The organism is Dactylosporangium sp. NBC_01737, assembly GCF_035963215.1.
Classification (GTDB): domain Bacteria; phylum Actinomycetota; class Actinomycetes; order Mycobacteriales; family Micromonosporaceae; genus Dactylosporangium.
Genome location: NZ_CP109153.1, coordinates 5,113,395 through 5,137,497, shown reverse-complemented (window position 1 = coordinate 5,137,497; position 24,103 = coordinate 5,113,395). Strand labels below are relative to the sequence as shown.

18 protein-coding genes and 1 pseudogene are annotated in these 24,103 nt (G+C 73.1%); 17 read left to right on the top strand and 2 right to left on the bottom strand.

Features of this window, described 5'->3' with window-relative positions:
- Nucleotides 1–11: 11 nt before the first annotated feature.
- The 7 genes and pseudogenes from OHA72_RS23205 (at nt 12) to OHA72_RS23175 (ending at nt 10,331) form a co-directional block, all read left to right on the top strand.
- On the top strand, nt 12–350 hold the full coding sequence (locus tag OHA72_RS23205; RefSeq protein WP_327009877.1) for a hypothetical protein: 339 nt from the start codon (nt 12–14) through the stop codon (nt 348–350).
- Nucleotides 351–806: 456 nt separating this feature from the next.
- A pseudogene (locus OHA72_RS23200) lies at nt 807–2,012 on the top strand (FtsK/SpoIIIE domain-containing protein); the annotation flags it as partial.
- 419 nt (nt 2,013–2,431) lie between these two features.
- Nucleotides 2,432–3,979 (top strand): FtsK/SpoIIIE domain-containing protein, encoded by a 1,548-nt coding sequence (locus OHA72_RS23195; RefSeq protein WP_327009876.1) that lies wholly within the window; start codon nt 2,432–2,434, stop codon nt 3,977–3,979.
- 772 nt (nt 3,980–4,751) lie between these two features.
- Nucleotides 4,752–6,113, top strand: a complete 1,362-nt coding sequence (locus OHA72_RS23190; protein ID WP_327009875.1) for a serine/threonine-protein kinase — start codon at nt 4,752–4,754, stop codon at nt 6,111–6,113.
- A gap of 11 nt (nt 6,114–6,124) precedes the next feature.
- A complete protein-coding gene (locus OHA72_RS23185) occupies nt 6,125–7,114 on the top strand; it encodes an AAA family ATPase (protein ID WP_327009874.1) in 990 nt (329 codons plus the stop codon).
- On the top strand, nt 7,111–8,283 hold the full coding sequence (locus tag OHA72_RS23180; RefSeq protein WP_327009873.1) for a DUF58 domain-containing protein: 1,173 nt from the start codon (nt 7,111–7,113) through the stop codon (nt 8,281–8,283). The genes OHA72_RS23185 and OHA72_RS23180 overlap by 4 nt, the downstream gene beginning before the upstream one ends.
- A complete protein-coding gene (locus OHA72_RS23175; protein WP_327009872.1) occupies nt 8,280–10,331 on the top strand; it encodes a transglutaminase TgpA family protein in 2,052 nt (683 codons plus the stop codon). Before OHA72_RS23180 ends, OHA72_RS23175 begins: the two co-directional genes overlap by 4 nt.
- Nucleotides 10,332–10,756: 425 nt before the next feature.
- On the opposite strand, the gene OHA72_RS23170 is transcribed toward OHA72_RS23175, so the two are convergent.
- Together OHA72_RS23170 and OHA72_RS23165 are read right to left on the bottom strand one after the other, a co-directional pair.
- Nucleotides 10,757–12,166: an IS1380 family transposase gene (locus tag OHA72_RS23170; protein ID WP_327009809.1), complete on the bottom strand. Its 1,410-nt coding sequence runs from the start codon at nt 12,164–12,166 to the stop codon at nt 10,757–10,759.
- 177 nt (nt 12,167–12,343) lie between these two features.
- Nucleotides 12,344–12,502 carry a hypothetical protein gene (locus tag OHA72_RS23165; RefSeq protein WP_327009871.1) on the bottom strand — a complete coding sequence of 53 codons (159 nt, stop codon included), beginning with the start codon at nt 12,500–12,502 and terminating at the stop codon, nt 12,344–12,346.
- Nucleotides 12,503–13,224: 722 nt separating this feature from the next.
- Here OHA72_RS23165 and OHA72_RS23160 point away from each other — a divergent pair.
- The 10 genes from OHA72_RS23160 (at nt 13,225) to OHA72_RS23115 (ending at nt 23,757) form a co-directional block, all read left to right on the top strand.
- Nucleotides 13,225–14,349: a ferric reductase-like transmembrane domain-containing protein gene (locus tag OHA72_RS23160; protein ID WP_327009870.1), complete on the top strand. Its 1,125-nt coding sequence runs from the start codon at nt 13,225–13,227 to the stop codon at nt 14,347–14,349.
- Complete coding sequence (locus OHA72_RS23155) at nt 14,346–15,437, top strand: NADH-quinone oxidoreductase subunit I (RefSeq protein WP_327009869.1); 1,092 nt, start codon at nt 14,346–14,348, stop codon at nt 15,435–15,437. The genes OHA72_RS23160 and OHA72_RS23155 overlap by 4 nt, the downstream gene beginning before the upstream one ends.
- A 133-nt stretch (nt 15,438–15,570) precedes the next feature.
- Nucleotides 15,571–15,798 carry a ferredoxin gene (locus OHA72_RS23150; protein WP_327009868.1) on the top strand — a complete coding sequence of 76 codons (228 nt, stop codon included), beginning with the start codon at nt 15,571–15,573 and terminating at the stop codon, nt 15,796–15,798.
- Nucleotides 15,799–15,804: 6 nt separating this feature from the next.
- On the top strand, nt 15,805–16,407 hold the full coding sequence (locus OHA72_RS23145) for a sigma-70 family RNA polymerase sigma factor (protein ID WP_327009867.1): 603 nt from the start codon (nt 15,805–15,807) through the stop codon (nt 16,405–16,407).
- Nucleotides 16,408–16,537: 130 nt separating this feature from the next.
- Complete coding sequence (locus OHA72_RS23140) at nt 16,538–17,188, top strand: hypothetical protein (protein ID WP_327009866.1); 651 nt, start codon at nt 16,538–16,540, stop codon at nt 17,186–17,188.
- Nucleotides 17,188–18,030: a DUF4142 domain-containing protein gene (locus OHA72_RS23135; protein WP_327009865.1), complete on the top strand. Its 843-nt coding sequence runs from the start codon at nt 17,188–17,190 to the stop codon at nt 18,028–18,030. The genes OHA72_RS23140 and OHA72_RS23135 overlap by 1 nt, the downstream gene beginning before the upstream one ends.
- 9 nt (nt 18,031–18,039) lie before the next feature.
- A complete protein-coding gene (locus OHA72_RS23130; protein WP_327009864.1) occupies nt 18,040–19,149 on the top strand; it encodes a DUF1996 domain-containing protein in 1,110 nt (369 codons plus the stop codon).
- 1,875 nt (nt 19,150–21,024) lie between these two features.
- On the top strand, nt 21,025–21,147 hold the full coding sequence (locus OHA72_RS23125; RefSeq protein WP_327009863.1) for a hypothetical protein: 123 nt from the start codon (nt 21,025–21,027) through the stop codon (nt 21,145–21,147).
- Between the two features lie 53 nt (nt 21,148–21,200).
- Complete coding sequence (locus tag OHA72_RS23120) at nt 21,201–22,142, top strand: hypothetical protein (RefSeq protein ID WP_327009862.1); 942 nt, start codon at nt 21,201–21,203, stop codon at nt 22,140–22,142.
- Nucleotides 22,143–22,146: 4 nt separating this feature from the next.
- A complete protein-coding gene (locus tag OHA72_RS23115) occupies nt 22,147–23,757 on the top strand; it encodes a M16 family metallopeptidase (protein ID WP_327009861.1) in 1,611 nt (536 codons plus the stop codon).
- Nucleotides 23,758–24,103 lie beyond the last annotated feature (346 nt).

Here is a 24,103-nt window from a genome sequence, read left to right as displayed (position 1 = left end):
CGCAGCCCGCAGTGGACCTCGACCTGGTGCTCGACACCGGCGCGGAACAGGTGCCGGTCGTCGTCGCCGCGCAGCCCTCGGCGACGATCGCCGACCTCCGCCGCGCCCTGACCGACCTCGCCCTCACCACCGCCGCACCGGCCGCCGGGCCTGTCCTGCTCGACGGGCGGGCGCGGCTGAGCGACGACGCCCCGCTGTCGGCGTGCGGCCTGCGACCGGGCGCGGTGCTCACCGTGTCCGGCGGCGGGTCCGACCCGCCCGGACACCGTCGGCCGGCACCGCGGAGGTGGCCGTCGTCGGCGGCCTGCACTGCGGCCTGTCGGCGGTGCTGCACCCGGCGGGCACGGTGACGGTCGGCCGCGGCGACGGCAACGTCCTGCGCCTGCCCGACCCGGAGGTGAGCCGCACGCACGTCGCGGTCCACGCCCAGCGCGGCGGCCGCCACCGTCACCGACCCCGGCTCGACGAACGGCATCCGGCTCGGCCGGTGGCGCCTGACCGGGCCGGCCTGCCTCGAGGTCGGCGAGGCCGGGCCGGTGCTCGGCATCGGCGGTTCGGTCCTCGCCGTGCGGCGCCCGGACCGCGGGCCGGCCGAGTCCGCCGCCGGCCCCGGCGGTCTGCGCCTGATCAACCGGCCGCCGCGGATCGCACCGCCGGACGCGTTGCCGGAACTGGTGGTGCCGACGCCGCCGAAACCACCGACCGGGTTCCGGTTTCCATGGCTGGCAACACTCGCCCCGGCCGTCGTCTGCGGCGCCCTGTACCTGGTGCTACCGGCCGGCGGGTACGCCGTCTACCTACTGCTCATGATGGCCATGTCGCCGGTCCTGGCGCTGGCGAACCTGGTCCAGGACCGGCGGCACGGGCGGCGCGACCACCGCCGGGCGATGGCCGCCCACGCGACCGCGGCGGCCGGCTTCGAGGCGGCGCTGGCGGCGGCCGCCACGGCGGAGGAGGCCGCGGCCCGCCTCGCCCATCCAGACCCGACCGAGGTGGTGGCCCGGACGCTGGTGCCGGCCGCCACGCTGTGGCAGCGACGCCGCACCGACGCCGACGCCCTGCACCTGCGGCTCGGCCTGCAGGACCGGCCGGCCCGCCTGCTGCTGCGGGCCGACAAGCCGACGGCCGACGAACCGTTGCCGGAGCCGCCGCTGGTTCGACGCCGATACCGGCCGACCAGCGGCGCGCCCTCGACACTGGACAGCCGACGCGCGGCTCGCCGAGCTGCGCCGGCTGGCGCTGCGGCAGGGCCCGCCGCCGGGCCGCGCGATGCTGGTCGTGCTCGACGGCGGCGCCTGCGCGACCCTGCCGGCCGCGGCCTCGGCGGCGCGCTCGCCCCGCTGCGCCCCCTCGGCGAGCACAGCGCGGACACCGCACTGCCCGAGCGCGTGCGGTTGCTGGACATGGTCGGCGAGATCGACGCGGACGCCGTCAAGGCCGGTTGGGGCCGTTCCCGGGACGGCCGGTCGACCACGGCCGTGCTCGGCGTCGGCACCGCCGGACCGGTGACCGTCGACCTGCGCCGGGACGGCCCGCACGCCCTGATCGCCGGGACCTCCGGCGCCGGCAAGTCCGAGCTGCTGCAGACCCTCGTCGCGTCGCTCGCGCTGGCCAACACCCCGGACGCGCTCACGTTCGTGCTGGTCGACTACAAGGGCGGCAGCGCCTTCGCCGCCTGCGCCGAGCTGCCGCACTGCGTCGGGCTCGTCACCGACCTCGACGGGCACCTCGCCAAGCGTGCTCTGGACTCCCTCGCCGCCGAACTGCGCCGCCGGGAGACGCTCTTCGCCGAGGCGGGCGCCACCGACATCGAGGACTACTGGGCGCGCACCCCGGCCCGGCTCCCCCGGCTGGTGATCATCATCGACGAGTTCGCGTCGCTGGTGGAGGAGCTGCCGGAGTTCGTCCCGGGGGTGGTCGGCATCGGCATGCGCGGCCGCAGCCTCGGCGTCCACGTGGTCCTCGCAACCCAGCGGCCCGGCGGCGTGGTCACCGCCGACCTGCGCGCCAACGTCAACCTGCGCATCAGCCTGCGGGTCACGTCCGTCGCCGACTCGCAGGACGTCATCGACGCACCCGACGCCGCCCGCATCCCGCACCGCCGGCCCGGCCGCGCGTTCCTGCGGACCGGCCACGGCGAGCTCACCGAGTTCCAGGCCGCCCGCGTCGGCGGGCCCCGGCCGGGCACGGCCGAGGCGGGCCCGCCGGTCCGCGTCGCGTTGCGCCGGGTCGACGACCTGGGCCGCCCCCGCCCGGTGCCCGCCGCGGCGGACCCGTCGGGCCCGACCGACCTCACCGACCTCGTCGCGGCGATCCGGGCCGCCGCGGCCGGCTTGCCGGCGGCGAGCCGCCCTGGCAGGAGCCGCTGCCGGAGGCGGTCGCGCTGGCCGCACTGCCGGTCCCGCCGCACGGGGCCGGACCGGCCGCCGCGGTGCTGGGCCTCGCCGACCGCCCCGGGGAACAGGCGCAGGACCCTTTCGTGCTCGACCTGGAACGCACCGGCTGCGTCGCCGTCGCCGGCACCGTGCGGGCCGGCCGTTCGACCGTGCTGCGGACTTTGGCCGCCGCGCTGGCCGCCGGCACCTCCCCAGCCGACCTGCACCTGTACGCGCTGGACTGCGGCAACCAGGCGCTCGCCCCGCTGTCGGCACTGCCGCACTGCGGCGCGGTCGTGCCCGGCGACGACACCGCCCGCACTGAGCGCCTGCTCACGCTCCTGCACGACGAGGTCGGCCGCCGGCAGCGGCGGCTGTCCGTGGCCGGGCACGCCTCCCTCGCCGAGCACCGGGCCGCGCTCCGCAGCGAGGCCGGTGAGCCGCTGCCGTACCTGGTCCTGCTCATCGACCGGCTGGAAGGCTTCCTCGCCCGGTACGCCGAGCTGGACGGCGGCCGGGCCGTCGACCGGCTCGAGTCGCTGCTGCGCACCGGGCCGGCGGTCGGCGTGACCACCGTGCTCAGCACCGACCGCACCGGCTTTCCGCACCGGATCTCCTCGGCGATATCGGCCCGGCTGGTGCTGCGCCAGGCCACCACCGACGACGCGGCCGCGTTCGGCGTCGACCCGCGCGGGCTGCCCCGGCACCTGCCGGCCGGCCGCGCCGTCTGGGCCGACACCGGCGAACAGGTGCAGATCGCACTGCTGGACCCCGACCCGGCCGGCGCCGCCCAGACCGCCGCCGTCGAGCGGCTCGCCGTGGCCCTCGCCACCCGCTGGGACGGCACTGGCGCCGATCGGCTGCCGCGCCGCCTCGACCCGCTGCCGGACGAGCTGACCGCGGCGGACGCCGAGGCGCTGCGCCGGCGCGACCGTCCCGCCGGCGCCGCCGTCTGCACCCCCGCGGTCGGCGGCGACCAGCTCGGCCCCGTCGACGTCGACCTCGCCGACCTCGGCGGCGCGTTCGTCGTCGCCGGCCCGCAACGATCGGGCCGGTCCACCGCGCTGCTCGCCGTCGTGCGGAGCCTGACCGGGCACCGCGACGACCGCCTGCCGGTGCTCGTCGTCGCGACCCGCCCGTCCCCGCTGCGCGACCTGGCCGGCGAGCCCGGCGTCATCGGCGTGCTGACCGGCGACGCCACCGAGATCGCGGCCGAGATCGCCGACGCCGCCGGGTCCGGGCCGTTCGCCCTCGTCATCGACGACGGTGAGCTGCTCACCGACTTCGAACTGACCGAACTGCTGGAGGTCTTCGCCCGCGGCGCCCGCGACTCCGGTTCGCTGCTGATCGCCGCCGCCACGACCGAGGACCTGCAGGCAAGCCCGTACCGCGGCTGGCTCGCCACCGCCCGCCGGGGCCGCTGCGGGCTGCTGCTCGACCCGGCCAGCCACGTCGACGGCGAGGTCTTCGGGTTGCGGCTGCCCCGCTCGGTCAACGGCGGATGGCCGCCCGGCCGCGGCCTGCTCGTCCGCCGCGGGACCGCCGAACCCGTCCAGGTGGTGCTGCCCGAGCGCACGCCGGCCGCCGGGAGCCGCCGCCGATGAGGACGATTCCGGAGCTGCGCGACACCGTCAGTGACGGTACGGTACTGCGCGGAACGCTCCCGGCCGATGAGGTGACCACACTGGTGCTGTCGGAACCCGAACCCCGACCGGACGGCATCCGGTTCCGGGGCCCGGTCCCAACCGGAGGGCCGCTCGTCGCCGTGCCCGCCTACCTCGACCCCGGCGGGTTTCCCGCCAGGATGCTGCTCGTCACCGCCGAGCTCGATCCGGCGCTGCGCCGGCAGATCCGCGTCGAGTGCGCCGAACTGGAGGCGGTGCTGACCCGGATCGACCCCGCCGTGGTGCTGCCGCTGCTCGACCACGGCCTGGACCCCGCCGGCCGCCCGTACCTGCTGGTCGCGGATCCCCCCGCCGGGCACGCCGACGATCCAGATGATCCGCTGGCCGCCGCCCGCGCCTGGGCCGACGGCCTGCGGCTGCTCACCGACCAGGGTCTGGTGGTCGCACCGCCCGCGCTGCACCGCACCGGCCCCGGCCGCCACACCCTCGACACGCCGCTGCCGCCGGTGCTGTCCGCGCTCGTGACCTCGCTCGGCGCCCGCATCGGCCACGAGCCGCCGGAGGTGCTCGCCGGCGGCGCCTGGACACCCGCGGCCCAGGTGTACGCCTGCGCCGCCGCCCTGCAGCCGCTGGTGCCGCCCGACAGCCCCGGGCGCGACGTGCTGCGCCGGGCGATGGCGGCCGACCCGCCGAGCGGCCCGCCGACCCGGACGCCCTCGCCGCGACGCTGGGCGCGGTCCTCGCCACGCCCGTGCACCTGCTCGCCACCACCGGTCCGCTCGTGCCGGCCGCCGCGCCGGCCGGCGAACGCCCGCTGGGCAGCGGCTACCTGCTCGACACCCCCATCGGGCGCGGTGCCACCGGCGTCGTCTGGGCCGGGCGCCGCCGCCGCGACAACGCACCCGTGGCGGTCAAACTCCTGCGCGGCGACCTGGCCACCGACCCCGACACGGTCAACCGGTTCCTGCGCGAGCGCACGGTGCTGGTACGGCTGCAGCACCCGAACCTCGTCCGGGTCTACGACCTGGTCGCCGAGGGCGACGACCTCGGCATCGTGATGGAGCTGGTCGACGGCGAGAACCTGCGGGCCAGGGCCGGCCGCGTCCGCCTCGACCTCGCCGACGCGGCGACCGTCATCGCGCAGGTCGCCGACGCGCTGGCGGAGGTCCACGCGGCGGGGCTGGTCCACCGGGACGTGAAGCCGGAGAACGTGCTCGTCACCGAACGCGACGGCGGGATCGTGGCGCTGCTGTCCGACTTCGGCATCGCCCGCGCCGTCGACGGCGCCGCCCACACCGACCTCATCGCCACCCCCACGTATGTGGCACCGGAACTCATCACCGGCGACCCACCCGGACCGCCCGTCGACGTGTACGCGCTCGGCGTCACCGCCTACGAGCTCCTCGCCGGCCGCCCACCGTTCAGCGGGCCGGGCCTCGACGCCCTGCTGCAGGCGCACGTGCACACGCCACCCACCCGCCCGCCGGGCCTCGCCGACGACGTGTGGGACCTGGTCGAGGCGTGCCTGCGCAAGGAACCCGCCGCCCGGCCGAAGATCGCCGACGTCGCGTTCCGCTGGTCACGGCTGGCCGGCACCGCCGGCAGCCGGCCGCTGCCCGAGCTCGCGCCGGCGAGCACGGACACCGCGCTGTCCGCGCGGCGGGTGCCCGAACCGCCGGCGCCCGAACCGCCGAAGCGGCGGCGCGGACTCGTTGCCGCCGCGGCGGTCGCCGTCCTCGGCGTCGCCGGCGGCGTCGCGATCGCCTACAGTCGCGACGACCCGACCCCCGGACCCGGACCGCGGGCCGGGCAGAGCAGCGCCGTGCAGTCCTACCACCTGATGCCGGCCACGGTCCGGCTCACCGGCCCGACCGCCCACCTGACCTGGCCCGACGGCACCGCCCTGCCGGGACTGAGCGGCTACGTCGTGCTGGACGAGCGGTTCCGGCCCGTCTCGGAGACGCTGCCGCCGACCGTGACCTCCTACACGGCGCCGCTGCCCGGTGCCGGCCGGCGTGCCTGCTTCCTCGTGCTGGCGGTCGGGGTCAGCGACCCGACGTCCGCCACGCCACCCCCACCCGCGTGCGTGACCACGCCGTCCCCCCGATCGTGAGGACCCGAACCATGACCGCACCCGGCTACCCCTACGAATCGTCGCGGACCGCCGCCGGACCCGCGGCCCTCGCCGAGGCCGTCACCGCCAACGTGGCGCAGGTGCTGCGCGGCAAGACCGACGCCGTCCGGCTGGCCCTTACCTGCCTGCTGGCCGGCGGTCACCTGCTCATCGAGGACGTCCCCGGCACCGGCAAGACGTCCCTGGCGAAGGGCCTCGCCGCCAGCTTCGGCGGCATCACGCACCGCATCCAGTTCACGCCCGACCTCCTGCCGACCGACATCACCGGCGTCTCCGTGTGGGACCAGCGGCGCAGCGCGTTCGAGTTCCGCCCCGGACCGGTCTTCGCGCACGTCGTGGTGGCCGACGAGATCAACCGGGCGTCGCCGAAGACCCAGTCCGCGCTGCTGGAGGTCATGGAGGAGGCCCAGGTCACCGTCGACGGCGCGGCGCACCCGGTGCCGTCCCCGTTCCTCGTCGTGGCCACCCAGAACCCGATCGACCTGGAAGGCACCTACCGGCTGCCCGAAGCACAGCTCGACCGGTTCCTCATGCGGATCTCCCTCGGCCACCCCGACGTCGCCGTCGAGGAGGAGATCCTCGCCGGCCGGGCCCGCTCCGCGCCGCCGCGGCTCGCCGCCGTCACCACCCCCGAGGAGATCCTCCACGCGCAGCGGGCGGTGGCCGAGGTCCACGTCGCGGCCGAGATGGCCCGTTACGTCGCCCTCATCGCCTACGCCACCCGCCAGCACGAGGCGCTGCGGCTGGGCATCAGCACCCGCGGCAGCCTCGCCCTGATGCGCGCCGCGCAGGCGTACGCCGCCTGCGCCGGACGCCACTACGTGGTGCCCGACGACGTCAAGGCCACCGCCGGTGCCGTCCTCACCCACCGGCTCATCCTGTCCGCCCAGGTCGAGGTCCGCGGCATCCGCGCCGAGGACGTCCTCGCCGAGGTCCTCGACTCGGTCCGGGTCCCCGCACTGTCCGCCGCGACCGCATGAGCGGGCACCGCCGGTTCACCGTCACCCCGACCGGGATCACGGCCACGGCCGGGGCGGCGGCCCTCTACGCCGCGGGGGTCCTCCTCGGCTACCCAACGTTCGTCGGTATCGCCGTCGGGACCCTCGCCATGCTCGCCGCGGGGCTCCTCACCGTCGCGGTCCGCCCGGCCGTCACCCTCTCCCGCCGGATCTCCCCGCAACGCCTCAGCGTCGGCGAGGAGGCGACCGCGCGGATCACCGTCACCAACCGTTCCCGGCTGCCCGCCCTGCCGTTCACCGCCGTCGACCGGGTCGGCGAACGCGACCTCACGATCCCCGTCCCGCCACTGGCCGCCGGCGCCGAACGCGAACTGACCTGCCCGGTGCCCGCCCACCGGCGCGGCCGGCTGCGCCTCGGCCCGCTCACCGTGCTGCGCCGCGACCCGTTCGGGCTGTTCGTCTGGGCCGAACGCCAGGCCGCCGACGGCACGCTGTGGGTGCATCCACGGGTGCACCCGCTGCCCGCACTGCCCGTCGGCACGGTCCTGGACTACGAGGGCCGCAGCACCGACACCCCACGCCTCGGCACGGTCACGTTCACGTCGCTGCGCGACTACGTCCCCGGCGACGACCCGCGCCGCATCCACTGGAAGTCCACCGCACGCGTCGGGACGCTGATCGTCAAGGAACACGTCGACACCACCGAACCGACCACCACCGTGGTCCTGGACACCGGCAGCACCGACCCGGCACTGTTCGAACACGCCGTCGAGGTGGCCGCCTCCGTCGCCCGCGCCGTCGAGGACCTCGGCCGGCCTGTCGCACTGCGGCTCAGCGGCACCGCGGCCCAGGAACCGACGGACGCAGTGTCCACCATGGACCGTCTCGCCCTCGCGACCGCCTCCGGCACCCGGACCGACCCGGCCCAACTGCTCAACACCATCAACCGGGCCCGACCCGGCGGAGCGCTCGTCGTCGTCACCGGACCGGTGGAACCCGGCACGCTGGGGCGCCTCGCCGACCAGCGGCGCCGGTTCTCCCCCGTCGTCGTCGCCTCCGTCGTGCCCGACGCGCAGGCCGGTCCCCACCTGCGCCGCCGTCCCGGCCTCGCCCTGCTCACCGGCGGCACCGCCACCGAACTCGTCGCCGTCTGGCACCAGCTGATCCGCGGAGAGGCCGGCGAAGCGTGACGATCCTCAGGGCCGCGCTCGCCGTCGCCTTCGGCGGCCTGGCCGCCGCCGCGTTCGGCCCCGTCTTCGGCGGGCCGCTGCCCCCCGCCGTCACCGTCACCGTCGCGGTCGCCGCGGCCTGCGCACTGCTCGCGCTGCGGCTGCCGCGGCCCGGCGGCATCGCCCTGGCCGGCGCCGCCGCCGTCGTCGTGGCCGCGTGCGTCACCGCCGGCGCCGGGCCCGACGTCCTCAGTGGACCGTGGCGGCTGCTGTCCGGTGCTGTCCCGGCGGAACCGGCCGGCCCGGGCCTCGCCGCCGCAGCCATCGTCGCCGGCTGGAGCACCCTGGGCGCCGGGCTGCTCGCCGCCGCCGGCCGCAACCCGCTGCTGCCGCTGCTGCCGCCGCTGCTGTGCCTGACCGCGGCGCTCGGCCTCGGCGCGTCTGCCGGCTCGCCACACGGCTGGTACGCACCCTGCGCCACCCTGCTCATCGGCGGCCTGCTCATCGCCGGAAGGCCCAGGACGCAAGGGATCGCCGTCAAACTCGGCGGGCTCGGCAGACCCTTGCGGGTCCTCGGCGCGGGTGCCGCCGCCGGCCTGGCCGTCCTCGCCACCGTGACCGTCGCGCCGCTCGCCCCGGGCGCCGGCAGCCGCGAACCCGCCGACCTGCGCGCGCTCGTCGCCGCACCCGTCCAGCCCCGCAGCGGCGTCAGCCCACTGCAACAGTTCCTCGCGCTGCGCGACGGCACCCGCGTCCTGCGCCTGACCGGCACCGCGTCCCGGCCCGGCGCCGCCCTGCGGATGGCGACGCTCACCGTGTTCGACGGCACGTACTGGAGCATGCACGGCGGCTTCCGCCGGGCCGGCACCGTACTGCCCGCGGGCCCCACCGGCGGCGCACCCGTGACGCTGCATGTCGACGTCGCCGCCGGCGAACTCGACTGGCTTCCGTCCGCCGGCCGCCCCGCCCGCATCGACGTGCCCGGCCTCGGCGTCGACGAGGCGACCGGCGACCTCGCGGTGCCGGCCGGCGAGCAGCCGCCGCGTGGGTACTCGGCCGTCTCGCACCTGCCGGACGCCGCCATCGACCGAGTCCTGGCCGCCACGCCCGCGCCCGCGCCTCATCCGCTCGTACCCGCCCTCCCGCCGGCGATCGCGACGTTCGTCGCGGCCACCCTCGGCGAGACGCCGCCCGGATCCGACCAGCTGCTCGTGCTGTACCGCCGCATCGCCGAATCCCGCGAGTTCTCCTACGACCAGGCCCAGGACGTCGACGGCGGCCACGGCTACTACCAGATCCAACGGCTCCTGCAGACCCACCGCGGCACGAGCGAGCAGTACGCGAGCGCCTACGCGGTCATGGCGTGGAGTCTCGGCTTCGACGCCCGCGTGGTGATGGGTTTCCGCCCCGAGTACCAGGGCGAGTCGTTCACCGTCACCGGCCGCGACGTCGACGCGTGGGTCGAGGTCCGCTTCGACCAGTTGGGCTGGGTGACGATCGACCCCAGCCCACGCACCAACCCGATCGGCACCCGCGCCGACGCCGTCAAGGCCGGCGCCCAGGGCACCCGCCCGGACAACCCCCTGGCCGAACCCGACAGCGCCGGCGCGGCCGCCGACCCACGCACCGACACCGGCGACGAACCGGGTGCCGGATCGCCCTCCGGTGCCGGCCGGTCGCTACTGCGGTACTCGCTGATCGGCTTCGTCGTGCTGGCCGCGCTCACCTGCGCCGGCCCGGTCGCCAGGATCATCCGGCGGACCCGCCGCCGGCAGTCGCCCTCCCCGCGCCGCGCCGTCCTCGGCGCCTGGTGGGAGACCGTCGACCGGCTCCGCGACGCCGGCGTGCGGACCGGACCGGCCCGTACCACCGGCGACGTGGTGCGGGCGGCGGGCCCGCTGCCGCCGCTGGTCGCGCTGGCCGGGCTGGTCGACCGGGCGGCGTACGCCCCGGAGGAGCCGCCGGCGGCGACGGCCGACGCGGCCTGGACGGCAGCGGACGAGATCCGCCGCTCGACCCGGGCCGGCCTGCGCCCGGGCCGCCGCTTCCTCGCCTGGCTGCGCTGGTAGCACCGATCGGTACCCCACGGTGGCCGGTCAGCGACATGGGGTGCCCGGTCGATCCGCCACGCTCCAGTGCGCGGAAGCGGCGCATTGGAGGCTCGGCACGCGGGACAGGGTCCGGGTGCGCGCCGGTTCGGGACCGACCGGCGGCCGGCGCGATGGCGTCGGCCGGGTGTGCTGCCAGTACACCTGCAGGACACCACCGTCCAAGTCGACGCGGTCCCGCTTGAGCTTGCAAAGGCTCCACTGTGGAGTGTCGGCTCGTGTCGGCCGGCGTGCATTGTTAGCCTCGGTCTTTCGCTAAGTGTTGATCAAGGGAGGTGTTCTGAGAGTTGATCTTTCTTGGTCCGGGGTTCGGCGTTTGGGCGTGACGGTGGTCCGGCGCGTGGCCGGGTTCCTCCAGGGCTGATCGCAGGGTCGGTTGGGTTGGTTCAGCCGACCGGTCGGGGCAGTGCGGCGAGACGACTGTACGCAGCGACGAGATCTGTTGCCCAGGGCCAATGTTCGGCGATGCGAAGGCGGATGCGGCGGGCCGAGGTGGTGAGGCGTGCGGCGATGTGCAGCAGTCGGTAGCGCAGCTTCTTCGGTTCGGCGACGGCGAGGTCGCCGTGCAGGAGCAGCATCTGGGTCCAGGAGAGCAGGTCGATGCCGGTCAACGCGAGTTGCAGCCAGGCGGCGTTGATGGCGAAGACGCGGGAGGGGAACCGGCCGAAGCCGGTGTCTTTCCCGGTGCGGATGCGGTCTTCGACGCGGGCGTGGCCGCGGTGGCGGGCCTCGAGGAACTGCACCGACCCGCCACCGGCTGGGGTGTCGGTCGCCATGACCTGATGGCGTAAGCCTTCGACGGTGTCGAACAGCGACAGTTGGGCACCCGGGTGCGGCACTTCGCGGCGGGCGATGAACCGGGTCCCGGGCGGGAAGCCGTCGTCCGGGACGAGACCGGTCAGTTCGCACACGTCGGCGCCGTCACGGGGTTCCCCGTCACTGTCGAGGGCCGGCACCCACCGACTGTACGTTTTGGCGGTCAGGATCGCCTGCCGGATCGGTTCGGTGATCGCGACTCCGACGGAGAATCTGGCGTCGACACCGTCACCGCGCAGGCCACGGATGTGGGCGAGCAGACCCTGGGTGCAGCCGGCCGAGTCGGCGCGGATCAGGATCGGGGTCCCGTGCCGGAACTGGTCCGGGATCTGGGTGAGCGCGTCGTCCAGGACGGTGATGTGGTCGGCGGTGGTGTTCGACCCGGCCCGCCCTTCACGCAGCATCCCGGACAGCGCTTCGCGGGTGTTGTCCAGGAAGCAGAACAGCGGGTGGTAGCCGAACGAGCGTTTCCAGGTCGGTGTGGCCGCCTCCTTCTCGGAATGGCAGATGACGATGGAGGCGTCCAGATCGAGGACCAGGCCGGGAACGGGTAGCCCGGCCGCGGTCGTTTCCGGCAGCCCACTACGGACGTCGATCCGTTGCGCCCAAGCGGTTTCCCGCGCCTGCGCCCGCGCGGTGGCGAGCCGGCGCAGCATGTCACTGTCCATCATGGACAGCAGCCGCCACGCGGTCGGGTCGGACGCGACCGGCCCGAACAACTGCGCCTGGTCCCGCAGCACGGCCAGGTCCGCGATCGCCTCACCACCGTCGGCCAGCATGACGGCCAGATCGACCGCGACCCGACCAGGATCGTGACCACCGCGACGCTGCCGCACACCGGCGAGCGCATCGCTGCACGCCGCGGTCAGGCCAGTCACTGCGGCGACATCGGCGAGGAGCCGGGCACCGGCATGGCTGACCACGCCACGCCCGTCACCACTCACCACGATCTTCGGGCGCGCTCCGGTACGCTTCACCATGCAAATGCCCTCCGGGCGGGATGGATATGACCCTAGACAAGTCCTATCTTCCCAGCTCAGACGGCACCTGTTCTCTATTGACCCACCATGTGGGCAGCCCATAACGAAGGGCTGAGGTTAGCGCGCTCCAATCAAATGCCGTTCCTGATGCTGCGTTCATACCCGCCTTGTACCGGATCAGTACGGCCTCTCACCCGCCGCCCAGGTCGACCAGAACAGACGCCACTGCGGATCAGGCTGATGGACGGGCTCCTCGCCGAAAAGGAGTGCGCCGATCGCGCTCGCCACGCTCGCCTGGTCCTCGAGCCGGTGACGGTCGGCAATCGGCTCGTACACGACGTACACCGTGCTCTCGTGAACCAGCGTCCGGCGCGGGTGTCCGGTCTCGCGCCGAATCAGTGACCTACCTGTCGACGTAGTTCGCTCTGTTGATCACCTGGCACGCCGCGTATCTCCGCGTAACCGCATTCCGTCACGACGTCAGCGACTACTCTCGCTGCAAGCGGCAGTTGTGGATCAATCGGCGGCGGGAACAGCCGGTCCATCGGGGCCAGGCATCGCTTACGCGAAGGTGCGAACTCCGGATCATCACCGCAGGAGCAGATCGACCCGCTGCCTCCCCCGATCATCGCTACCCAGGGGCGACCGCACAAAAACGCCAGGCCGGCCCGAGCACGGCCGGCGATCACCCGGTGTAGCGTCCCGAACACTTGCGCACGAAACCACAGACGATCACCGAAAGCGGCCCTAACGCCAGCTTAAGCAAACCTTTGAAATTGGACCTCCACTCACATCGATGAACATCAATGTTAACCTTGGCCTGACACCCTGCATGTGCATCCTAGACGCGCGAAAATGACCGCACGATCGGCCTGATCTGGCCAAACCGGATCAAGGAAGTTCATTAACGAACCCTCAACCGTCGTCACTGATCAGCCGAAGTTATTCGATAAAACTTAAATTGACCGGTCCCACCGGGCTGCCTAGGTTGAACTCGTCGATCGGGGTGAAATCGTCACACAATGCATCGGCAGCGTTACGCAGATTGAGGATAAACGATGGTTCGACGGTATCCTCCAGCTCGGGGCGGGCAACCATCCGCCATCAACGTCAGCCTGCTGGTGCTCGCCGGCCTGGTCCTGCTGGGCGTCATGACCGAGGGCGGGCGGCCGGTGCTCACCGGACTGGTGGGCTTCCTGCGCTTCTACGTCGGCGTGTTCACGCTCGTCGCGCTGACCCTCACCGTGATTGCCGGACTCGTCGCCACCGACCGCATCCTGCTGCTGGCCCGGCACCGGCTGTGGGTCCAGTCCGTGCACCGCACCCTCGGCATCGTGGCGGTGTCGTGCCTGGCGCTGCACATCGGCACCGAGCTCGCCGCCGGCCGGGTCGGCGTGTTCGGCGCGCTGGTGCCGTTCACCTCGGCGCCGTTCGAGATCGGGCTGGGCAGCGTCGCGGCGTATCTCATGCTGACCGTGATGTGGAGCGGCATCGTGCGGGCCCGCTTCGCGCAGAGCGGACGGCCAGGGCTGTGGCGGCCGCTGCACGCCGTGGCCTACCTGTCCTGGCCGGTGGCGCTGACGCACGGGCTCAACGCCGGGCGCCCGCCTGCGGTCTGGGTCACCGCCAGTTACCTCATCCTGCTGTTCCTCACGACCGTCGCGCTCGGCCTGCGGCTGTCGGCGGAGCACAACCGGCGCCGCCAGCAACTGGCCGCGGACCGGACCACGACGACGATCGCGCCGGTGGGACGGCCGGTGCCCGCTCCGGCCGCGCGGCGGGCCGCACGGCCGGGACGGGCGGCGACCCGGTTCCGGTGGGACGCACCACCCGCGGAGCAGCTATGGCAGGAACGGGACCTGCACGATCGGCAGATGCCCCACCGCGATGAGCCCGCCACGGCCACGTACCGGGGCACGGCCGCCCCGTACTCGCCCACGAGCCAGACCGGCCGGCACACGACAGCGAACGAGTCCCCCGGCCTGACCCTGCGCGACCGGTTCGCGGCGCGCCGCGCGAAGGTGGAGCAGGCGGAACCCGAGGACCGCTACCCCGACGACGACACGCCGACCCTCGTCAACCTCGACACCCGCCGCGCGATGCGGCGCCGGTCGCGCAAGTCGCACGACCTGGACGACGACGACATCAAGTACTTCGCGCGGCTCCGGGGTGAGGCCAGGTGAGCAACCCGCTGCCGGCCGTGCGCTCGATCGGACCGGCCCGGCTCACTGCCGGCCTCGAGCGCGCCGAACGGCTGGGGCTCCACGCGCATCTGCAGGTCCACGGGCCGCTCGGCCCGCTGTCCCAGCGCGCCCTGATCGCGCTCGCCGAGGACATCCGGCTGACCGGCCGCGGCGGCGCGGGCTTCCCGTTCGCGCGGAAGCTGCGGGCCGTCGCCGACGCGGTCGACCGGCGCACCCTCGCCCCGGTCGTGGTGGTCAACGCGACCGAAGGTGAGCCCGCGGCCTGGAAGGACAAGGTCCTGCTGACCCGCGCACCGCATCTCATCCTCGACGGTGCCGCGCTGGTCGCGTGGGCGTTGCGGGCGGAGGAGATCGTCGTCTGCGTCGCCGACGACGGTGTCGGTGAGCAGTCGATGCTCGCCGCGCTGGCCGAGCGCGAGCTTCCGGCGCCGGCACGGTTGATCCGGGTGCCGCACCGGTTCATCTCCGGCGAGGGCGGCGCGCTCATCCAGGGCATCAACGGCCTGCCATACATCCCGCCGGGGATCAAGCGCCGCGCGAGCGACGGAGGTGTCGGCGGACATCCGACGCTGCTGTCCAACGCGGAAACCTTTGCACAGCTGGCGATCGCCGCCAGGATGGGCCCTCGACGGTACCGCGAGGCCGGCACCGACGAGCCCGGGACGGTCCTGCTGAGCGTGACCGGCAGCGCCGCGTCGCCGGCAGTGGTGGAGTGCCCGACCGGCACCCCGCTCGCCCAGGTGCTCGACGTGTGCCAGGTGCCCGCCGGTCCGGCCGTGCTGACCGGCGGCTTCCACGGTCGCTGGATCGACATGACGACCGCATACCGCGCGGTGGTCTCCCGGCACGGGCTCACCGCCGTCGGCGGGGCGCTCGGCGCCGGGATCGTGCTCCCGATCGGCGCGGGCACCTGCCCGATCGGCGAGGTCGCCCGAGTCGTGCACTACCTCGCGGCGGAGTCCGCCGGGCAGTGCGGACCGTGCCGGCTGGGCCTGCCGGCACGGTCGACGGGGTGGCGTCCGGCGCCGGCGATCCGGGCCTGGTCCGGGCCGCCGCCACGGCGGTGAAGGTCGTGGCGCGTGCGGACACCCCGACGGCACCGCCGGTTTCGCCTCCTCCGCGCTGGAGGTCTTCGCCGACGACCTGGCCCGGCACGCCCGCGCCGGCGACTGCGGGCGCCCCGTCGCCGGGACCCTGCCGGTGCCGGACCGCGACGAGGACGGCGCACTGCGCCTGGCCGTGGACTGGTCGCGGTGCGAGGGTCACGGGCTCTGCGCCGAGATCGCGCCGGACCTGATCCACCTGGACGGCAACGGATTCCCGGCGTTCCTCGACACTGCGGTGCCGACGCGACTGGAACCGGTAGTGGCGCAGGCGGTGGCGATGTGCCCGGCGCTCGCGCTGCGCATGGCGGCACCGAGGCGGTAGTGGCTGATGCATCAGACGTACCGCGGAGCTCACATCGCAGGCCAGGTCGGCGTCCACGACCGGGGCCGGTCCCGGCATGCCGGGCGCGACCCCGAGGACGAACTGCTCCGCGTGCTGTACCAGGAGCACGCGGAGGCGTTGCTGCGCTTCGTCGTGCGCATCACCGGCGGCGACCGGCAACGCGCCGAGGACGTCGTGCAGGAGACCCTGCTGCGCGCGTGGCGCAACGCGGACAAGCTCGATCCGCACGCCGCGGTCTCGCTGCGGCCGTGGCTGTTCACCGTGGCGCGCCGGATCGCCATCGACGAATACCGCAGCGCGAGCGCGCGCGCCCCCGAAGCCTACGACCAGGACGTGGAAGGGCTGTGGCTCAACGACGAAACCGACCGCGTGCTCGCCAGTCTCGTCGTCACGGACGCCATGCGCAGCCTCAGTCCCGCGCACCGGGAGATCCTGGTCGAGACCTACCTGCGCGACCGCACCGTGAACGAGGTCGCCGAACTGCTCGGGCTGCCGATCGGCACGGCCAAGTCACGGGTGTACTACGCCCTGCGCGCACTGCGGGTCGCACTCGATGACCTTGGTGGTACGGGCGAAACCCGGCACTAGTTCAACGCTGCGCCAGAAATCGCTGTGAATTTGTCCACTGTGGATCCGTTCAGTCCCTTCCCCTTCCCGTCGCGTACCCCTCAGCGGAACGAGCAACACGAACGCGAGCGACGGAACCGAGGAGGACGACGTGGCAGCACGGAAGTTCATCGTTACTCCGGCCGGCTGTGCTGTGGCGGCGGCCCTGACAGGCCTGGCAGCACTGACCGGATGCGCGCCGAAGGGCGGCTACGACGCGGGACAACAGCAGGCGCCGGCGCTGGTCAACGCCGAGGCAACGCCGAGTTCGGCGCCGCCCGCGTCGACGGCGCCGCCGCAGCCGCTCACCGAGTCCCTCAAGGCGGTCACCATCCCGAAGATGGGCAAGGTCGTCGTCGACCAGAAGGGCTGGGTGCTGTACCGCTTCGACAAGGACACCGCCAGCCCCTCGAAGTCGACGTGCGAAGGCAAGTGTGCCCAGGTGTGGCCGCCGGCCATCACCGACGGCAACCCCGAGCTCGCCGGTGTCGACCCCGCGATCGTCGGCACCGTCACCCGGGGGGACGGCTCGCGGCAGATCACCCTGGCCGGCTGGCCCGTCTACCGATACATCGGCGACCCCAAGCCGGGCGCCTGGAAGGGTCAGAACGTCGGCGGCATCTGGTTCGTCGTCGCCCCGACCGGCAAGAAGAACCTCACCTGCCTGCCGACGCCCGCACCCGCCGCGGTCACGCCACCTGCCGCCTCGCAAGCCGCGGGCCAGCCGGAGCCGACCAGCACCGGCAACGGATACGGGTACTGATGAGTTCGCTGCATCGCAGTGCCGCCGGCACGAACTGGCCGGCGCGTGGCCGGCGCTGGCCGTGGTGGGCGCTGCTCGCCGCGATCGTCGGTGCGGTGCTGCTCGTCCCGTCGCTGCGCGCTCGCGACACCGCCGCAACAGGTGCGCCCGAACACCACCACGATGTCGTACCGGCCGCGGTCACCGGCACCGGACCCGTTGCCACTGAGCTGCCCGACGGCTGGACCATGACCAGTTTCGGATCGATCGGCCCTGCCGACCGGGAGTTCCTGGTGAAGGTTCGCCAGGCCGGCCTCTGGGAGGGCCCGGCCGGGCAGCTGGCCCGCGACCACGCCGCCGACAAACGGGTCAAGGAGGTCGGCGCGCAGCTGGCCACCGATCATCATGGCCTCGACACGCTGGTGCGGCAGGTCGCCGCCCAGCTCGGCGTGCCCCTGCCCGACGAGGCCAGCGCCGAGCAGCAGGGCTGGGTCCGGGAACTGGACGGCAAGCGGGGCGGCGAGTTCGACCGCACGTTCGCCAACCGGCTGCGCGCCGCGCACGGCAAGGTCTTCGCCCTCGTCGGGTCGGTCCGCTCGGGCACCCGCAACGAACTGGTCCGGTCCTTCGCGCAGACCGCCGTCAACGTCGTGATGAAGCACATGACCCTGCTGGAGAGCATCGGCAACGTCGACTTCGAGGACCTCCCCACGCCGGCCGCCGCGGCGACCGGCAGCAACACAACCCCCGGCGAGGCGAGCTACCGCGAGGCCCTCTGGGTCGTCGGCGCACTGGTCCTGGCCGGCGGGGGCACCGCCGCGTTCCGCGCACTCCGTGCATTCCGTGCGCGGCGCACCTTCTGACGAGAGGACGTGAGCACATTGCAGCAGCGAAGGAGACGCCGGATCCGGTGGTGGACCGCGCTCGCCGCCGCCATCGTGGTGATCGGCGCGATGCTGTCGGTCACCCACGCGGCCACCGCGGAGGAAGAACCGGACGCGCTCGCCCTGGCCGCAAGGATCCCCAACGACCAGGGGCCCGCGCCGGAGTGCGCCGGGTCGACAGGGGGGCACGTGCACAACGTCCCCGACAAGTGCCATGCCGACATGGGTGGGCCGGCGAACGGCGACTTCATCGACATCCGCCAGGTCCGCCCGGCCGGCCGCAGGAGCCAGGCCGGTCGCCAGGCGTCCACCGGCACGTTCGTCTCGGTCTGCGGCACCAACGCCGAGGGGCACCACAACTCGGACAACTTCATCGTGGCGCCCGGCGTGACGAACGGTGCCCATCACACGCACGACTACGTCGGCAACGTCTCCGCCGACGGCAACTCCACAAACGAGAGTCTGGCAGCCGCCGGTACCACCTGCGTGAAAGACGACCGGTCCACGTACTACTGGCCGGTGCTGCGCCGCACCGGCAAGCAGGGCTCGGATCAGAACGCCGACGGAGGCGGCAAGGACGGCAACGTCGGGATCATCCTGAAGCCCGCGTCGGTGCGGCTGGAGTTCGGCGGCAACAGCCAGGCGAAGGTCCGCGCGATGCCGCAGTTCCTGCGGATCATCACCGGCGACGCGAAGGCGCTCACCAACGGGCCCGCCAACGCCCGCGCCAAGTGGACATGCAGCGGGTTGACGAACCGGACGACCACGAAGTATCCACTGTGCCCGCAGGGCAGCCAGATCCAGCGGATCCTGGAGTTCCCGAGCTGCTGGGACGGCAAGAACACCGACAGCGCCAACCACCGCTCGCACATCGTGTTTCCGAACTCGTCCGGGCGCTGCCCCCGCGGCACGGTCGCGGTGCCGCAGCTGCGGATGGTCCTGTCGTACGAGCGGCAGAACGGCACCGGCTTCGCGCTGGACTCGTTCCCGGAGCAGTTGCACGCCCCGATCACCGACCACGGCGACTTCGCCAATGTCATGTCGGCGCAGCTGATGAACTTTGCCGTGCAGTGCATCAACAGCGGCCGCCGTTGCTAGATTTCCGTGGACCCGCACTGCCTCAAGGTGGGTGGTGCGGGTCCATCCCTCCCGGATCTCAGGGCATCAGCTGGCTCTGGACCAAGTCGTGGAAGGCGCGGATGTGATGCTCGCTCGGGACCAGCACGCCGCCCCGGGCGTAGGCCCTGGAGCTCATGCCGGGCTGGCAGCGTTCAAGGCGTCGAAGTCCTGGCGGTTCACCCGGTCGAACAGCTCCACCGACCGGTCGAAGTCGTGGGATGCGGACAGCACCGACGGCAGCTACAGCCAGTCGCGCACTCGACCAGGGTCCGATCCGCGGCCACCGGAAACATCCGGTGCACGATGACGTGGTCGGGGACCAGGTTGATGAAGACCTGCGGCTTGACCGTGTGATGGCGTAGTAGCGGCGGTCCTGGTCGTCGGAGATGTCCGGCAGCCGGTCCACGCCCGCACGTCGTAGGAGATCCGCCGGCCGATGCGCAGGCTTTCGATGTGGTGCCGCTCGATCGCCGCCGGATCGCCCAGGCGCTCGGTCACGGCGTGCACGACGGTGTCCTCAAAGGACGGCGGGTCCGACGCCAGGCAGACCCAGACGTATCCGAGCCACTTGCGGACGTTACTCCTTGCCGAAACCCCCATCTGCCCTGGTTGGGCAGGGGCCGGAGACGTTGACCCGGTTGCTGGGCGCTGGGGTTCGGCGTTGTCTGCGATCAATGCGGCATGATGGTCTGCGGTGCTGCTGCGACTGGCGTACCTGGCTGTGACGAACGCGTTCGCGATGCTGCGGCTGCTGCCGATGAGCAATTGGGACAAGGACGTGGACGTGGAAATTCTTGCCCTACGCCACAGGGCAGGTTCGGCGGCCGTGACCGGGGCTGCACCGTCGGCGATGCGGCGCAGCAGGTCGACCTGGTGTGGGTGCAGCTTCCGCCACCGGCTCATGCCCCCAGGTCTACCGCATCGGTGGCGGGCCCCTCGACGGCGACATCACCGAATGCGGCCGGGGCCGCGCAGGCCGTGCCACGTCGCAGCGGGGATGCCGGACGCCGGCGTCCCTGCCCGCCCTGACGGCTGGTCCGCGGTTGCGGCGGGGTTTCGACGAACATCCGCTCAATGCCGCGATCCGCGCCGACCCTTGGTCTGCGCCATCGTCGCCTGGCCCTCGGCACCGGCAGATCACAACCCGCTCTCGGAGCCAGCCGCGTTGACATCACCCAGCGGTGGCGTACCGGCGCAGCACTTCGACGCCGGCGAGATTCCCGGCCAGCCCACGTTGCCGCATCAGAGATCACCGTACGGGCGTACGTGTCCCAGATGTGTCGTGATCATCCACAGTGGACACTCGAAATCGACGGATGCAACCCGTCCGAGTCAAGGTGCCGATCGCGTCCTGCCACAACCGCCAGCGCCGGCATAACGCCTGCTCAACCGTCATTCGCGTCGGACACAGGCAGGCCACGACAGACCCCTTGACTCCACCTGACGCGACGGCGAGGAGATCATCAAGCACTCCAAGCAGCCAGCCAAGACACAAACCGTACAATTGTACGGGCAAATCGTGTGTCACGACCACGATCAGCACACTGATCGTGGTCAACAAAAAGGCCAGCTCAGCTGGCCTTTTGCAAAGTCGGGACGGCGGGATTCGAACCCACGACCCCTTGACCCCCAGTCGTCGGAGGCCCAGCGACGTGCTCAAGCACGTTCTCCCAGGTCACCGTCAGCATAAACCGGCCGAGTAGGGGTCTGCGACCTCATCCGAGCGGACCGCGTCACGTCCACAATTGATGATCGGCGAGAGGTCCGTGCGGTCACCCGGGTCCTTACCAAGCGTCGGGTTCGGCGACATGGCAGCCCGCCTGGGCCGGACATCGCGCAAGCGCTCGCCGCGCCGTGGCGCTGCGTGGCCAACCTGTCCGGCGCGGCGGTCCCGTACCGGCCGGCGAGGTCCTGCTCGTCAGCGGCGACCTCACCGGCGGCCACCTGCCCGCCGACACTGCCGTCTGGCTGCGGTAGAGCCGCCCTGTCATGGGCATCCCGGGCGCGGCGGGTCGCATATGCTGCCCGCCGTGCCGTTTCACATGCCGGTGCCGGAGAGCGAGCCGGTCGACCTCTTCACCGAGCTGCGCCGGCTGGCCAACGACGCCGACCGGGGTGACTGGCCCGCCGTCGCGGTGTTCCTCGGCGGCCTGCGCACCCTCGACGACCTGTCGGTGGCGTGCCGTCAGGTGGAGGGCCGCCTGACCGATCAGCTGCTGGAGCGGGTGCGGCCCACCGACCCGTCGTGGTTGCTCGCGCAGACGCTGCTGGGCGTCCGCACCGTGCTGCAGGGTTGGAGCATCCGGGGCAGCGGCTGGGCCCGCAACGTGACCCGGCAGCAGTGGGCCGGCTTCCACGAGCATCTCAACCGGGCCGAGCAGATCCTCATCGAGGTCACCGCGCGCCAGCCGGAGCAGGGCTACGCCTGGCTGGAGCGGATGATCATCTGCCGGGGCATCTCGCTCGGTCACGACGAGGCCCGGCGGCGCTACGACCGGCTCGGCGTGCACCACCCGCACGCGTACATCGCCGGCTACCACCTCATCCAGCAGCTCCAGCCGAAGTGGGGCGGGTCGTGGGAGAAGGTGGCCGAGTTCTCCGCCGAGCTGGTGCGCACCGCGCCGCCGGGGTCGGTCGGGCTGCTGGCGGTCGTCGCCGGGCACATGGAGCGCTTCGGCGCCGCCGACAACGACGCCGCGGGCACGGCGCTGCTGCGGGACCCCGCGGTCGTCGCGCAGATCCACGCTGTCGCCGACCTGACCGTCAGGTACCCCGCGTTCCAACCCGGCTACCGGTACTACACCGCGCACGACTGGTTCGCGATGCTGTTCTCGCTCATCGGCGACCGCGCCGCCGCGGCACCGCACTTCCGGGCTCTCGCTGGGCGGCGCACCCCGCTCTGGGCGGAGTACTTCGACAACGCGGGGACCGCCTACGCCAACCTCCGTGACCGCGCGCTGGCGAGAGGCTGATCCCATGCTGCACCGCACCGACGTCGACGGCGTTGCGACCCTGCTCGCGCCGGGCTCCGGCCCGATGACCGCCGGGCTGACCTTCCGGGTCGGCCTGGCCGATGAGGGTGCCGCCCGGATCGGCATCACGCACCTCGTCGAGCACCTCGCCCTGCACCGGCACGGCGTCGCCGACTACCACTACAACGGCGCCACCGGAAGCGTCGTCACGCACTTCCACATGCAGGGCAGCGAGAGCGACATCGTCACGTACCTGGAGATGCTCTGCGACTCCCTCGCGAACCTGCCAGTGCAGCGGCTGGAGACCGAGAAGGCAATCCTGCGCACCGAGGCCGCCGGTCGGGGCGGCGGCGTTAACCGGATGCTGCCGATGTGGCGGTACGGCGCACAGCACTACGGCCTGGTCAGCTACCCCGAGTGGGGCATCGACCGGCTCGGCCCCGACGACGTGCAGGCCTGGGCAAGCGCCTGGTTCACCCGGGCGAACGCCGTGCTGTGGGTCTCCGGCGACCGGATTCCGCCGGGCCTGCGACTTCGCCTGCCAGCCGGGACGCTGCGCCCGGTGCCGGTCGCCTCGACGATACTGCCGGCGACCCCGGCGTACTTCACCGGCGCCGCCGGCGGTGTCGTCTTCGACGGCATCACGCGGCGGCATCCGGCCGGTTCGGTGTTCGCCCTGATGCTGGAGCGGGAGCTGTTCCGGTCGCTGCGGCAGGAAAGCGGTCTGTCGTATGCGGCGAGCGCTGCCTACGACCCGCGCGGCGACGGCTTCGCGGTCGTCACCGCGTTCGCCGACGCGCTGCCGGAGAAGCAGGGCGCGGTTGTCGGCGGTTTCGTCGACGTCCTCGCCGGGTTCCGGGTCGGCCGGATCCTCCAGACCGAGCTCGACGCGGTCCGCGCGAAACGCGACGAGGCGCTGCGCCACCGCGACGCCGCCGCGGACCGGCTGCCGGGACTTGCCACCGACCTGCTCACCGGGGCGCGGCTGCGCAGCCTGGACGAGCTGCGCGCCTCGCTGCACGCCGTCACCCTCGCCGACGTGCACGCCGCCGCCCTGCAGGTCCTCGGCTCGGGGCTGCTGCAGGTGCCGTCGGGCAGCCGCGCCGACTGGGCCGGGTTCGTGGCGGCGCCGACGACGTCAACGGACGCGATACCCGGGCACACGTACCGGGCGGTCGACGGCTCCGGCGCGGCGCTCGTCCTCGGCGCCGACGGAGTCAGCGTCGTGGACGGCGAGTGCCGGGCCACGGTCCGCTACCGCTCCTGCGCGGTGGTGCACGCGTGGCCGGACGGCGCGCGGCAGCTGATCGGCCTGGACGGCATCGCGGTGCTGGTCGAGCCGGCACTTTTCGCCGCGCCCGCGGACACCACCGCTCGCATCGACCGGTCCGTGGACCCGTCGATCGTCCTGCCGATGCCGGCCCGCAACCCGGGCGACACCCCGCGGCCGGCGCCGGCACCCTCCAGCGGCGGGTTCCCGTCGTCCACCGGCCCGATCCCGGGGACCGCCGGCGTGCTCCCGCCCGGCGGCTCGTTCCCGCCCGTGACCGGCACGTTCCCGCCGTTCACCGGTCTGCGGCCGCCTTCCGGCGGCATGTTTCCGCCGTCCAACTGAGTGTTATCCGCCGACGACCACGGCCTAACCGCCCGCCGGCCTACCCGCCCGCGACCGGCGCGAGTTTCCGGCGCGAACGTCGCGGCCACCTGTGAAGGCCCACCTTGCTCCACCAGTTCAGGGCAGCCTCTCGCCTACGCCGTGCGGTGGCATGCGGTCCAACCGCGGTGCTCCCGCTATAGATGCGTACCGCCTGCTCAGGTCCCATCCGGTCCCGTGCCGTGCCGTTGTTCCTGTCGAGAAATCCGTCCGTGCTGGTCAGCGGGTATTCGATCTTCAAGTTCCGTTCTTGAGTAGCTCCTCCCGTGTCCTCGGACTCATCGTCGTTGGTGACTGCGCGATGATG